Annotated in this window: 13 protein-coding genes; 10 read left to right on the top strand and 3 right to left on the bottom strand. The window is 62.4% G+C overall.

Annotated features, from left to right (window positions below):
* The first annotated feature begins 125 nt into the window (after window positions 1-125).
* The 7 genes from D460_RS0130685 to D460_RS0130655 all read left to right on the top strand — a co-directional run bounded on the left by D460_RS0130685 (window position 126) and on the right by D460_RS0130655 (window position 8205).
* Window positions 126-1439 (top strand): sugar ABC transporter substrate-binding protein, encoded by a 1314-nt coding sequence (locus D460_RS0130685; RefSeq protein WP_018902448.1) that lies wholly within the window; start codon window positions 126-128, stop codon window positions 1437-1439.
* Between the two features lie 129 nt (window positions 1440-1568).
* Window positions 1569-2441 (top strand): sugar ABC transporter permease, encoded by an 873-nt coding sequence (locus tag D460_RS0130680; protein ID WP_026283720.1) that lies wholly within the window; start codon window positions 1569-1571, stop codon window positions 2439-2441.
* A gap of 1 nt (window position 2442) precedes the next feature.
* Entirely contained in the window at window positions 2443-3273 is an 831-nt protein-coding gene (locus tag D460_RS0130675) for a carbohydrate ABC transporter permease (protein WP_018902446.1), read from the top strand.
* Between the two features lie 18 nt (window positions 3274-3291).
* Complete coding sequence (locus D460_RS0130670) at window positions 3292-4272, top strand: ABC transporter ATP-binding protein (protein ID WP_018902445.1); 981 nt, start codon at window positions 3292-3294, stop codon at window positions 4270-4272.
* A 101-nt stretch (window positions 4273-4373) separates the two neighbouring features.
* On the top strand, window positions 4374-5855 hold the full coding sequence (locus D460_RS0130665) for a mannitol dehydrogenase family protein (protein WP_018902444.1): 1482 nt from the start codon (window positions 4374-4376) through the stop codon (window positions 5853-5855).
* 77 nt (window positions 5856-5932) lie between these two features.
* The gene (locus D460_RS0130660; protein ID WP_018902443.1) at window positions 5933-6622 is read left to right on the top strand and encodes an HAD family hydrolase; all 690 of its coding nucleotides are present in this window, start codon (window positions 5933-5935) and stop codon (window positions 6620-6622) included.
* Window positions 6622-8205, top strand: coding sequence for an FGGY-family carbohydrate kinase (locus D460_RS0130655; RefSeq protein WP_018902442.1), 1584 nt, complete (start codon window positions 6622-6624; stop codon window positions 8203-8205). The genes D460_RS0130660 and D460_RS0130655 overlap by 1 nt, the downstream gene beginning before the upstream one ends.
* Before the next feature lie 11 nt (window positions 8206-8216).
* Here the strand turns inward: D460_RS0130655 and D460_RS0130650 are convergent, their stop codons facing one another.
* Window positions 8217-9071, bottom strand: coding sequence for a MurR/RpiR family transcriptional regulator (locus D460_RS0130650; RefSeq protein WP_018902441.1), 855 nt, complete (start codon window positions 9069-9071; stop codon window positions 8217-8219).
* 219 nt (window positions 9072-9290) lie between these two features.
* On the opposite strand from D460_RS0130650, the gene D460_RS0130645 reads away from it, so the two are divergent.
* Window positions 9291-10004 carry a sulfate transporter family protein gene (locus D460_RS0130645; RefSeq protein WP_018902440.1) on the top strand — a complete coding sequence of 238 codons (714 nt, stop codon included), beginning with the start codon at window positions 9291-9293 and terminating at the stop codon, window positions 10002-10004.
* Between the two features lie 2 nt (window positions 10005-10006).
* Here D460_RS0130645 and nth read toward each other — a convergent pair whose 3' ends face one another.
* Complete coding sequence (gene nth, locus D460_RS0130640) at window positions 10007-10813, bottom strand: endonuclease III (RefSeq protein WP_196809393.1); 807 nt, start codon at window positions 10811-10813, stop codon at window positions 10007-10009.
* Between nth and D460_RS0130635 the strand changes: the two genes are divergently transcribed.
* Both D460_RS0130635 and D460_RS0130630 read left to right on the top strand, forming a co-directional pair.
* Window positions 10812-11324, top strand: coding sequence for a DUF2244 domain-containing protein (locus D460_RS0130635; protein WP_026283719.1), 513 nt, complete (start codon window positions 10812-10814; stop codon window positions 11322-11324). The genes nth and D460_RS0130635 overlap by 2 nt on opposite strands.
* Window positions 11325-11404: 80 nt before the next feature.
* Window positions 11405-12277 carry a bifunctional helix-turn-helix domain-containing protein/methylated-DNA--[protein]-cysteine S-methyltransferase gene (locus D460_RS0130630; RefSeq protein WP_018902437.1) on the top strand — a complete coding sequence of 291 codons (873 nt, stop codon included), beginning with the start codon at window positions 11405-11407 and terminating at the stop codon, window positions 12275-12277.
* Window positions 12278-12431: 154 nt separating this feature from the next.
* On the opposite strand, the gene D460_RS34200 is transcribed toward D460_RS0130630, so the two are convergent.
* Window positions 12432-12692, bottom strand: a 261-nt coding sequence (locus tag D460_RS34200) for a transposase (protein WP_018900532.1), incomplete at its 5' end; no start/stop codon positions are given.

The following is a 12692-nucleotide window of genomic DNA, read 5'->3' as shown; positions in this document are numbered from 1 at the left end:
ATCAGCAGGATAGCTCATCGTTTCGCGGCTGCAGCAACGATTGGAGCTTGACATTTGTCGTCTGCCATTGAGTAATTGCCCATGAGCAAAGCGAATGCTCGCTAACATCTTCTGGGAGGAAGATCATGACATTTAAAACTTTTCTGCTCGGCGCCTGCTCCGTCCTGGCGTTCGCGGGCATGGCTTCGGCTGAAACGCTGACGATCGCGACCGTCAACAACGGCGACATGGTCCGCATGCAGAAGCTCACGGATGACTTCAAGGCAAAGAACCCCGGCATCGATCTCGAGTGGGTAACGCTCGAAGAAAACGTGCTGCGCCAGAAGGTCACGACCGATATCGCGACCAAGGGCGGCCAGTACGACGTTCTGACGATCGGCAACTACGAAGTGCCGATCTGGGCCAAGCAGGGCTGGCTTCTGCCGCTCGACAACCTCGGCGACAAGTATGACGCCAAGGATCTGCTGCCCGCGATCAGCGCTGCGCTGACCGTCGACAGCAAGCTCTACGCCGTGCCGTTCTACGGCGAAAGCGCGATGATCATGTATCGCACCGACCTCTTCGAAAAGGCCGGTCTGAAGATGCCCGACGCGCCGACCTGGGACTTCATCGCCGATGCGGCGAAGAAGATCACCGACAAGAGCGGCGAAGTCTACGGCATGTGCCTTCGCGGCAAGGCCGGCTGGGGTGAGAACATGGCGTTCATCACCGCGCTCGACAACTCCTTCGGCGGCCGCTGGTTCGACGAAAACTGGAAGCCCCAGTTCGACAGCCCCGAGTGGAAGGAAGCGCTTGGCTTCTACGTCAACCTGATGAAGGAAGCCGGCCCTCCCGGTGCATCCTCGAACGGCTTCAACGAAAACCTGGCGCTCTTCCAGACCGGCAAGTGCGGCATGTGGATCGACGCGACGGTCGCCGCTTCGTTCGTTTCCAACCCGAAGGAATCGAAGGTTGCCGACAAGGTCGGTTACGCCCTGTTCCCGACCAAGGGCGAGATGAAGAACCACGGCAACTGGCTGTGGTCTTGGAACCTCGCGATCCCGGCAACGTCGACCAAGGCTGAAGCCGCGCAGAAGTTCGTCGCCTGGGCGACCGACAAGGCTTACGGCGATCTGGTTGCAAGCAAGGAAGGCTGGGCAAACGTTCCTCCGGGCACGCGCACCTCGCTCTACGAAAACGCCGACTACCAGAAGGCCGCTCCGTTCGCCGCCAAGACGCTTGATGCGATGAAGGCAGCCGACACGCAGAAGCCGACCGTCAAGCCGGTGCCTTACACCGGTGGCCAGTTCGTCGCGATCCCTGAATTCCAGGGCATCGGTACGGCCGTCGGCCAGCAGTTCTCGGCAGCTGTCGCCGGTCAGATCTCCGTCGATCAGGCCCTGCAGAGCGCTCAGCAGCTGACGACCCGCGAAATGACGAAGGCGGGTTACCCCAAGTAAGCCTCCCGAGACATGCGGCGTGCGCCTGCACGCCGCACCCCTAGGCCGCCGAATTGCCCGAACTGCATCGGCGGCCCTTTTTGTCCCTAAGGCCTTGCAGCCATCCGCTTTCAGAAAAGACGGTGAACCATGGCAACGTTACACACCCGCTCCGCGGCGCGCATGATGATGGCACCTTCGGTGCTCCTGCTCTTCGCGTGGATGATCGTCCCGCTCGTGATGACGATCTACTTCTCGTTCATCGACTACAATCTGTTGATGCCGAGCGACAATCGCTTCCTCGGCTTCCTCAATTACGAATTCTTCCTGACGGACCCGGCCTTCTTCGACGCGTTGATCAATACGCTCGTGCTGGTCTTGAGCGTCCTCGTCATCACCATCGTCGGCGGCATCGCGCTGGCGCTTCTGCTCGACCAGCCGATGTTCGGCCAGGGGATCGTGCGCATTCTCGTGATCGCGCCGTTCTTCATCATGCCGACCGTTGCAGCGCTGGTGTGGAAGAACATGTTCATGAACCCGGTCAACGGGTTGTTCGCCTATATCTGGCGCGTCTTCGGCGCGCAGCCGGTCGATTGGCTCGCCAACATGCCGCTGTTTTCGATCATCCTGATCGTCGCCTGGCAGTGGCTTCCCTTCGCCACGCTGATCCTCTTGACCGCGCTGCAGTCGCTGTCGGAAGAGCAGAAGGAAGCGGCCGAGATGGATGGCGCGGGCTTCTTCTCGCAGTTCGTCTACATCATCCTGCCGCACATGGCGCGCGCGATCACCGTCGTCATCCTGATCGAGACGATCTTCCTGCTGTCGGTCTTCGCCGAAATCCTCGTCACCACCAATGGCGGCCCGGGCACGAGCAGCACGAACCTGACCTACCTCGTCTATAACAGGGCACTCCTGCAGTTCGACATCGGCGGCGCTTCGGCGGGCGGTATCATCGCGGTCATCCTCGCCAATATCGTTGCTATCTTCCTCGTCCGCATCGTCGGCAAGAACCTGGAGACTTGAGATGGCCAGACGCATCACAACCCAGCGCAAGGTGATCGTCACGGCGGTCGCCTGGACCATCGGCATCGTGCTCTTCTTCCCGATCCTTTGGACCTTTCTGACAAGCTTCAAGTCGGAAGCCGACGCCATCGCATCGCCGCCGCAGTTCCTGCTCTTCCACTGGACGACGGAGAACTATCTGGAGGTGCAGAGCCGATCGAACTACTTCAGCCACTTCCTGAACTCGGTGATCATCTCCTTCGGCTCGACGCTGCTCGGCCTGATCATCGCGGTACCTTCCGCCTGGGCGATGGCGTTCTCGCCGACCAAGCGGACCAAGGACGTCTTGATGTGGATGCTGTCGACGAAGATGATGCCGGCAGTCGGCGCGTTGATCCCGATTTATCTCATGTTCCGCAACACCGGCCTGCTCGACAGCCGCATCGGCCTCGTCGTGGTGCTGATGCTGATCAACCTGCCGATCATCATCTGGATGCTCTACACCTACTTCAAGGAAATCCCCGGTGAGATCCTTGAGGCGGCGCGCATGGATGGCGCCTCGCTCAGCAAGGAAATCATCTACGTGCTGACGCCGATGGCGGTGCCGGGCATCGCCTCGACGCTTCTTCTCAACATCATCCTGTCCTGGAACGAAGCCTTCTGGACGCTCAACCTCACGGCCTCCAAGGCTGCGCCGCTGACGACGTTCATCGCTTCCTATTCCAGCCCGGAAGGACTTTTCTACGCCAAGCTTTCGGCAGCATCGACCATGGCAATCGCCCCGATCCTGATCCTCGGCTGGTTCAGCCAGAAACAACTCGTCCGCGGCCTGACGTTCGGCGCGGTGAAATAAGAAACAAGGGAGAGAAACATGGGCAGCATTACCCTTCAGACAGTTTCGAAGGTCTTCGGCGAAGCCAAGGTCATCCCTTCGATCGATCTCGAAATCAAGGACGGCGAATTCGTCGTCTTCGTCGGCCCGTCGGGCTGCGGCAAGTCCACGCTCTTGCGTCTGATCGCAGGGCTTGAGGATGTCAGCGGCGGCAAGATCGTGATCGACGGCAAGGACGCCACCGAGAGCGCGCCATCCGAACGCCGGCTCGCCATGGTGTTCCAGTCCTACGCGCTCTACCCGCATATGAGCGTGCGCAGCAACATCGCCTTCCCGCTGAAGATGGCGGGCATGGCAAAGCCCGAGATCGACAAGAAGGTGGCGGACGCAGCCCGCGTCCTCAACCTTACCGACTATCTCGACCGCAAGCCGCGCGCGCTCTCGGGCGGCCAGCGCCAGCGTGTCGCGATTGGTCGCGCCATCGTGCGCCAGCCCTCGGCCTTCCTGTTCGACGAACCGCTGTCGAACCTCGATGCGGCGCTGCGCGTCAACATGCGTCTCGAGATCAGCGAGCTGCACCAGCAGCTGAAGACGACGATGATCTACGTCACCCACGACCAGGTCGAAGCCATGACCATGGCAGACAAGATCGTGGTGCTGAACCGCGGCAATATCGAGCAGGTCGGCTCGCCGATGGAGCTCTACTCCAAGCCGCGCAATCTCTTCGTCGCCGGCTTCATCGGCTCACCGAAGATGAACTTCGTGCCGCAGGGCTCGCAGACGCTGGGTGTGCGCCCCGAACATATCCAGCTTTCGATGGAGAGCGGCGAATGGAAGGGCAAGGTCGTGGTCGCCGAACACCTCGGCTCCGACACCTTCCTGCATGTCAACGTCGAGGGCATTGGCCAGATGACGGCGCGCGGCGACGGCAGCTTCCCGGCCAAGGCCGGCGACACCGTTTACCTGACCGCAGACAAGGCCCGCATTCACAGGTTCAACGAGCAGGGCCTCGCCATCTAACGAGGCATCCGGGGTGGGGAAGAGTGCGCGTGCCGGACGAGGTGCCCGGCGCGCCAGTACCGGGGTCTTTAGACCCTGAAGACCTTCAAGAGGACTGAGACATGACGTGCAAACTATCGCTGGCAACGCTTTCCGACGCGGCTAAGACAGCCGCCGTACCGGCCTATGAGCGGGCGTCGCTGAAGGCGGGCATCGTGCACTTCGGCGTCGGCAACTTCCACCGCGCCCACCAGGCAATCTATCTCGACGACCTGTTCAACAAGGGCGAAGCTCACGACTGGGCAATCATCGGCGCCGGCATCCTGCCGTCCGATGCCGCCATGCGCGACAAGCTCGCTGCCCAGGACTTCCTGACGACTGTCGTCGAGCAGGACAACAACAAGACCTCGGCGCGTGTGACCGCGCCGATGATCGACATCCTGCCCGTTGGCGATGCAAAGACCATCATCGCAAAGCTCGCCGATCCGGAGATCCGCATCGTCTCGATGACGATCACCGAGGGTGGCTATTTCATCGACGCCTCCGGCAAGTTCAATCCTGATCATCCGGCAATCGCGGCCGACGGCAAGAACCCCGCCGATCCGAAGACCGTCTTCGGCCTGATCGTTGCGGGTCTCAAGGCGCGCAAGGACAAGGGCCTCGTGCCGTTCACCGTCATGTCGTGCGATAATATTCCGCACAACGGTGTCGTCACCCGCAACGCCGTGGTCGGCACGGCGGCGCTGTCGGATCCCGCCTTCGCAGAGTGGATCAAGGCCAATGTCGCCTTCCCGAACGCCATGGTCGACCGCATCACGCCGGCCACCGGCCAGCGCGAGATCGACCTCTTGAAGGACGTCTTCGATATCGAGGACAACTGGCCCGTCTATTGCGAAGAGTTCAAGCAGTGGGTGCTGGAAGACAAGTTCACTGCCGGTCGTCCGGCGCTGGAGAATGTCGGCGTCACCTTCGTGCCCGATGTTACGCCCTACGAGCACATGAAGATCCGCATCCTCAACGGCGGCCATGCGGCGATCGCTTATCCGGCGGCGCTGATGGACATCCACTTCGTGCACGACTCGATGGAAGATCCGCTGATCCGCGCCTTCCTCGCCAAGCTCGAGAAGGACGAGATCATCCCGATCGTGCCGCCGGTGCCGAACACCTCGCTGACGGACTATTTCGCGCTGATCGAGCATCGCCTTCTCAACCCGAAGATCGCCGACACCATCCCGCGCTTGGCGCAGGACGGCTCCAACCGCCAGCCGAAGTTCATCCTGCCGTCCACGCTCGACAACCTGAACCAGGGTCGCGACGTGATCGGCCTGTCGCTGGTTTCGGCTCTCTGGTGCCGCTACTTCGCCGGCAAGACCGATACCGGCCAGGACATCGTCTTCAACGATGCCAGCGCCGACCGGCTGCATGCCGCGGCGATCAAGGCCAAGGACGACCCGATGGCGTTCCTCGCCTTCGACGACATCTTCGGCGAGGTCGCCAAGTCGGAGCTCTTCCGCAAGCGCTTCGCGCATGCGCTGAAGACGCTGTGGGAAAAGGGTACGCGCGAGACGCTGCAGCTTTACCTCGACAACAAGCTCGCGGCATAAGCATCAAGCGGCGGGCGTTCCCCGCCGCTATCCACCCACCTCTGCCTGCAATGTCTTGAACCCTGATTGGATGTGTCATGGCTGATGCTGAAACACGGCTTGTGATCTTCGACTGCGACGGCGTCCTCGTCGACAGCGAGCCGATCTCTGTCACCGTTCTCGTCAAGGCCATGAACGATCTCAACGTGCCGATCACCGAGGACGAGGTGTATGGCCGCTTTCTCGGACGCAGCCTCGCGACCGTGATCGAGACGATGAAGACGGAATATAACGTCCATCCCGGCGAAGCCTTTCTGGAGCAGATCCGCACCGATCTCTACGCGCGCTTCCGCACCGAGCTGAAGCCAATCGCAGGCATCGCGGATACGATCGACGCGCTCGACATTCCCTGCTGCGTCGCCTCGTCGAGCCAAGTCGAGCGTATCCGTCTGTCGCTGACCGTCACCGGGCTGATCGACCGGCTGCCCAATATCTTCAGCGCCTCGATGGTGAAGAACGGCAAGCCGGCGCCGGATCTCTTTCTGCATGCGGCAAGCCAGATGCAGGTCGATCCCGCCAACTGCGTGGTGATCGAGGACAGCCCCGCCGGCATCGAGGCCGCCAAGGCCGCCGGCATGACCGTCTTTGCCTTCACCGGCGGCTCGCATGCCAACTTCGCCGGCTATCGCGACGAACTTGACCGCCTTTCCCCCGACGCTACGTTTGACGTCATGCCGGATTTGATCCACCTTATCAAAAAACATCAGCGGGACGGGAACGACCTTTAATGCCTCAGCATGTGGTTGCTGTTGATATCGGCACGGGCAGCGCACGCGCCGGCGTCTTCGATGCGCACGGCCAGCTGCTGGGCAAGGCCGATCATCCGATCATCATGAACCGGCCCCGCGAAAACCACGCCGAGCACGATTCCGAGGATATATGGTCGGCGGTGTGCATCGCCGTGCGCCGCGCGATGGAGCAATCGGGCGCCGCACCCGAGAGCATCGGCGCGATCGGTTTCGATGGTACCTGTTCGCTCGTGGTCCGGGATATCGATGGCGGGCAGATCAGCGTGTCGACGGGCGGCGAGCGTCGGTTCGACACCATCGTCTGGCTCGATCACCGGGCTTTGAAGGAAGCGGATTTCTGCACGGCGACCGGCCACGAGGTGCTGGAGCATTCCGGGCATTTCATGTCGCCCGAGATGGAAATGCCGAAGCTGATGTGGCTGAAGAAGAAGCTGCCCGGCACATGGGCGAATACCGGCTATCTCTTCGACCTCGCCGATTTCATGACCTGGAAATCCACCGGCTCGCTGGCGCGGTCGCGCTGCACGCTGACCTCCAAGTGGAACTATCTGGCCCATCTCAAGGATGGCTGGCGCAAGGATTTTCTCGAGCAGATCGGCCTCGACGACCTGCAGGCGCGCGGGCAGCTGCCCGACGACACGATCGAGGTCGGCGGCAGCGTCGGCACGCTGACGAAGGAGGCGGCCTCGGCGCTAGGGCTCACCACGGCCTGTCACGTCTCCTCCGGCATGATCGACGCCTATGCCGGCGCGCTCGGAACGCTCGGCGGCGACGCGCATGATCCGGAACGGCTGGAACGACAGCTGGCGCTGATCGCCGGCACGTCGAGCTGCATCGTTTCGTTTTCGCGCAAGCGACGCCCAAGCCACGGCATGTGGGGACCCTATTACGAAGCCGTATTCCCCGGCACCTGGCTCGTCGAGGCCGGGCAGTCTGCGACGGGGGCTCTGCTCGACCATGTCGTCCGGATGCATGCGGCCGGCGGCGAGCCGACGGCGGCACTGCACCAGAAGATCGTGTCGCGGATATCGCAGTTGCGTTCGGAGGAGGGCGATGCCTTCGGCGCCAGGATTTTCGTGCTGCCCGATTTCCACGGCAACCGATCGCCGCTTGCCGACCCGCACGCGGTCGGCGCCGTCAGCGGTCTGACGCTCGACACATCGTTCGACGGGCTCTGCGCGCTCTACTGGCGCACCGGCGTGGCGATAGCGCTCGGCATCCGTCATATCCTCGAGCGCATGAAGGAATATGGCTACGCGCCCGACACGCTGCATGTGGCCGGCGGGCATGTGAAGAACCCTGTGCTGATGGAGCTCTATTCGGATGCGACCGGCTGCAAGGTGGTGGTTCCAAAGATGAACGAGGCGGTGCTTCTGGGAACCGCGATGGCGGCCTCCGTCGCCTGCGGCCTGCACGCGGACCTCGCCACGGCGGGTTCGGCCATGTATCCCGGCGGCGACGTGCATGTGCCCGACGAGAGCAAGCGCGCGCTTTACGACCGCGATTACCGCCGGCTGCTCGCCATGTATCGCCATCGCGCCGAGCTCGAGGCGATGGAATAGATTTCGGATCGCTACCGGTTGGGCTCTTCGCCCAGCATGACGCTGAATTCGGTCATGCGGCTGGCGCGCGCGACGGCTTCGTCACCGACAGCGCTGACAACAGCCGAGGACAGGCAATCGAGCAGCGCGATCACCGGCGGCAGGTTGTCCAGTTCGCCCGGCCGGGTCGGAGGGAGCGGCAGGATGAGATTGGCCTGGTCGAGCACCCAGTTGGCGCTCTGGGCGCTGATGAGCACGACCTTGTATCCGTAGCGCCGGGCGATACGGGCTAGCAGACGGGCCTTCTTGAAGCGCTGACTGTCGATGATCACAAGCAGCGCGCCTTCGCCGCTGACACGCGCGAAGAGCTCGGCGAAGCGGTTTCCGCTGCCGTCGAGCGCATGCACGCCATCGCGCGCTTGCGTCAGCCGCTGGCTGAAATGCGTGGCGAAACTTGCTTGCGAGACATGGGTGGCGATGAACACCTCGCTTGCCGCGCGGATCATCGCCACCGCGTCGCTCCAGTGCTGCTGTCCGGTGAGATGATAAATGTGGTGGAGCGCCTGGATCTGCTCGGCAACCAGCACGGCGAGCGGCTTGCCATCGGCGGCATCGACCTGCAGTTCCGACATCGAGGCCTGCATCTGCGTGGCCGAGACACCGGCGACGTCGCGGATCTGCACCTTGACGCTATCGAGCCCCTGATAGCCCAGCGCCCGCAGGAAGCGGCCGACGGTCATCGGGCTCAAGTCCAGCCGGTCGGCCACCGAGGCTGCCGTTTCGAACGGAAGATCACTCAAGTGTTCGGTGAAATATTTTGCGATGCGACGTTCGGCGGGCGTGCCGGATTTCGCGTATTGGCGGAGCTTCTGAACAAAGTCTTCCACGGCAGCTGTCCCGATTTTGGGTGATGTTTCCTGTCTGCTTGAAACAAATCCTTGCGTCCGCAAATATTCGGAGCGCCCTGCAAGTAATCTTAGATGCTGATTTAAATATATATTATGAAAGGCTTTTGAACAACAATTCCCTCAATCCGGCGAAATAATTTCAGCCTTGCCGTTCAAAGATCAGATTCCTACATCATCGCCACAACCGGAGACGTCACCATGATCCTCGAAGCGGCGCGCCTTTCCATCACCAATCTTTTCGCCCCGGAAACGCGGTCGGTGTTCTGGAAGGTGCTCGGGCTCACCGTGCTCGCGCTGATCGGCCTGTGGCTGGCACTGCGCAGCGCTTTCATGGCTTTCGTCTTTCCCTGGATCGCCAGCTTCTTTCCCGCAATGCCTGATTGGGCAGGCTGGCTGGGCTTCGTCTTCGCCATCATGGCGGGGATCGGGCTGGCGTTGGGGCTGGCACTTCTGCTGTCGCCGGTCACCGCGCTGATCGCTGGATTGTTTCTCGACGATGTCGCCGACGTGGTGGAAAAGCGCGATTATCCTGAAGACGTGCCGGGCACTGCCATGCCGCTCGGACCGGCCATGCTGAGCTCGATCAAGTTCCTCGGCGTCGTCATCGTCGGCAACATCGTGGCGCTGTTCCTGCTGTTCATCCCCGGCGTCAATCTCGTCGCCTTCTTCCTGGTCAACGGCTACCTGCTCGGGCGGGAATTCTTCGAGTTCGCCGCCATGCGTTTCCGCCCCCCCGCCGAGGCGCGGCTCTTCCGCCAGAAACATGCGCCGACGGTGTTTCTCGCCGGCCTCGTGATCACCGCTTTCCTGGCCATCCCGATCGTCAACCTGCTGACGCCGCTCTTTGCCGCGGGCATGATGGTGCATCTGCACAAGCTGCTCTCGCGCAGGGAACTCGGCGTGCGGGTCTGACCTTACTCGACGGCCTCGCCGATCACCTGCGGCGGCAGCTCGACCAGCGGCGCAGGCACGTCGCAGCTTTTTTCGGGCGAGCGACAGAGATCGGCGATGACGCAGTGCTCGCATTCGGCACGACGGGCCTTGCAGGTGTAGCGGCCGTGCAGGATGAGCCAGTGATGGGCGTGGTAGAGGTAGTGCTTGGGCACCACCTTCATCAGCCGCTCCTCCACCTCGTCCGGCGTCTTGCCCGGCGCCAGCTTGATGCGGTTGGCGATGCGGAAGATATGCGTGTCGACAGCCATGGTCGCCTGGCCGAAGGCCATGGAGAGCACGACATTGGCGGTCTTGCGGCCGACGCCTGGGAGCATCACCAGCTCGTCGCGCGTCTGAGGCACCACGCCGCCGAACACATCGACCAGCATGCGCGACAGGGCAATCACGTTCTTCGCCTTGTTGCGATAGAGGCCGATCGTCTTGATGTAATCACGCACTTTCTCCTCGCCGAGATCCAGCATCTTCTGCGGGGTATCGGCCACCTTGAAGAGCGCGCGCGTCGCCTTGTTGACGCCGGCATCGGTTGCCTGCGCCGAAAGCGCCACGGCAACAACAAGCGTGAACGGGTTGGAGTGCTCCAGCTCGCCCTTCGGCTCCGGCCGCTGCACGGAGAAGCGGCGGAACATCTCCTCGCGCTCGGCCTCGCTATAGACGGAGCGGACGCTCGCCTTCTTCTTGCGGCGAACGACAGGTTTTTCGGGCTGCGACGATGTGGCGGAGGATTTGAGTTTCGGACTGGACATGGACAATCTATACTCGGCAGCCATGATGGAAAGCAACGCCGACAGCGCTGGTCAGCAGGCGGTTTTGGACCAGCCCGTGTTTTCAGCCGAGCTCTTTCCCCACCGGTCTCTCGGCCGCAAGGGGTTCAGGGTGCTCCTGCTGCTGTCGGGTGGCGTTTGCCTGCTCTACGGCCTGTTCTTCATCGCTACCGGCGCCTGGCCGATCGGCTTCTTCTTCGGCCTCGATTTCCTGCTGCTCTACAGCGCCTTCCGGCTGAACTATCGCTCGGCCAGGGCGCGCGAGATGGTGACCGTGTCGCGTACCGATATCGCGGTGCGCAAGATCGCGCCCTCGGGGCGCACGGTCGAGCATCACTTCAATCCGTTCTGGACGCGCTTTTCCGTGCGCCGCCACGACGAGATCGGCATCCTCTCCATGCATATCTATGGACAGGGGCGGGCGACGGATATCGGCGGCTTTCTCAATCCCGATGACCGCGAGAGCTTCGCCAAGGCGTTCAAGCGGGCGCTGGCGACGGTCAAGCAGCGTATCTGATAATCATCTAATTCAGGCGCAAGAATCGGGTGGCTTCAACGATGCCGCTTGACTATCTCCTTGTGACAAGGAGAAAGATCATGAACATGGTAGCCAAGCTGAACCAAGACATCACGCCCGATGGTCCCGACTACGAGACCGTCCGCCAGGTGATCGAGCTGATCACCGAGGATTACCGTGAGCAGCCGTCGCTGGAAGCGATCGCCATGCGCCTCAACCAATCGCCGACGCAGCTGCAAAAGACCTTCACCCGCTGGGCCGGCCTTTCGCCCAAGGCCTTCCTGCAGGCGGTGACGCTCGATCATGCCAAGCGGTTGCTGCGCAAGGAAGAGCTGCCGTTGCTGGAGACCTCCTTCGAGGTCGGCCTCTCCGGCCCCGGGCGGCTGCACGATCTCTTCGTGACGCACGAGGCGATGTCTCCCGGCGAATGGAAGGCGCGCGGCGGTGGTCTCACGATCCGCTACGGTTTTCACCCGTCGCCCTTCGGCATCGCGCTGGTCATGGCGACCGACCGCGGCCTAGCCGGCCTTGCCTTCGCCGACATCGGCGGCGAGGCGGCCTGCCTCAAGGACATGACCTGCCGCTGGCCAAACGCCGACTATGTCGAGGATCGCGAGGCGACGGCACCTTACGCCGCGCGCATCTTCGAGCCAGGCCGCTGGACGTCCGAGCAGCCGTTGCGCGTGGTGCTGATCGGCACTGATTTCCAGGTTCAGGTCTGGGAGAGCCTCCTGAAGATTCCGTTCGGCAAGGCGGTCACCTATAGCGACATCGCCAGCGATATCGGCCGACCGACGGCGATGCGGGCGGTGGGGGCGGCGGTGGGCGCCAACCCGATCTCGTTCGTTGTGCCGTGTCACCGGGCGCTCGGCAAGAGCGGGGCGCTGACGGGCTATCACTGGGGGCTGACGCGCAAGCGGGCGATGCTGGGGTGGGAGTCGGCGCACGCTTGAGTGGGGCTAGGGGAGCGCGCGGCTATCGATAGGTCAGTGGGTGCGGCCCCCTCATCCGACCCTTCGGGCCACCTTCTCCCCGCTGGGGAGAAGGGGAGGTTGGCGCGAGCGGCGAACCCCGAGTCTCTTCTCCCCAGCGGGGAGCAACCATGTCTCATCCATTCACATATTTCGGCGTCCATTCGGTCTGCCTGGTGAGGATGGTGTTGGCGAGAATGACGAGTTTTCTGGCGACCGCGATGACCGCGCACAGGTGCTCCTTGCCGTTGCCGCGCAACCGCTTGTAGAAGGCCGCCAGATCCGGATTGTGCCGGCTGGCGGTGAAAGCGCACATGAACAGGCTCTTGCGCAGCCTTTCGCGACCGCCCTGGATCCTGCGCCTGCCGCGATGCTTGCCGCTGTCGTCATCATAGGG

The sequence above is a fragment of the Rhizobium sp. 2MFCol3.1 genome, assembly GCF_000377565.1.
Taxonomy (GTDB): domain Bacteria; phylum Pseudomonadota; class Alphaproteobacteria; order Rhizobiales; family Rhizobiaceae; genus Rhizobium.
Note: the sequence above shows the minus strand (reverse complement) of the source record. Positions and strands in the feature narration are given on the sequence as shown.

Coding starts and splice junctions, on each gene's coding strand:
- D460_RS0130670 (WP_018902445.1), top strand. CDS start 3,292: ATGGGCAGCATTACCCTTCAGACAGTTTCGAAGGTCTTCGGCGAAGCC.
- D460_RS0130665 (WP_018902444.1), top strand. CDS start 4,374: ATGACGTGCAAACTATCGCTGGCAACGCTTTCCGACGCGGCTAAGACA.
- D460_RS0130645 (WP_018902440.1), top strand. CDS start 9,291: ATGATCCTCGAAGCGGCGCGCCTTTCCATCACCAATCTTTTCGCCCCG.
- D460_RS0130655 (WP_018902442.1), top strand. CDS start 6,622: ATGCCTCAGCATGTGGTTGCTGTTGATATCGGCACGGGCAGCGCACGC.
- D460_RS0130685 (WP_018902448.1), top strand. CDS start 126: ATGACATTTAAAACTTTTCTGCTCGGCGCCTGCTCCGTCCTGGCGTTC.
- D460_RS0130660 (WP_018902443.1), top strand. CDS start 5,933: ATGGCTGATGCTGAAACACGGCTTGTGATCTTCGACTGCGACGGCGTC.
- D460_RS0130635 (WP_026283719.1), top strand. CDS start 10,812: ATGATGGAAAGCAACGCCGACAGCGCTGGTCAGCAGGCGGTTTTGGAC.
- D460_RS0130630 (WP_018902437.1), top strand. CDS start 11,405: ATGAACATGGTAGCCAAGCTGAACCAAGACATCACGCCCGATGGTCCC.
- nth (WP_196809393.1), bottom strand. CDS start 10,813: ATGGCTGCCGAGTATAGATTGTCCATGTCCAGTCCGAAACTCAAATCC.
- D460_RS0130680 (WP_026283720.1), top strand. CDS start 1,569: ATGGCAACGTTACACACCCGCTCCGCGGCGCGCATGATGATGGCACCT.
- D460_RS0130675 (WP_018902446.1), top strand. CDS start 2,443: ATGGCCAGACGCATCACAACCCAGCGCAAGGTGATCGTCACGGCGGTC.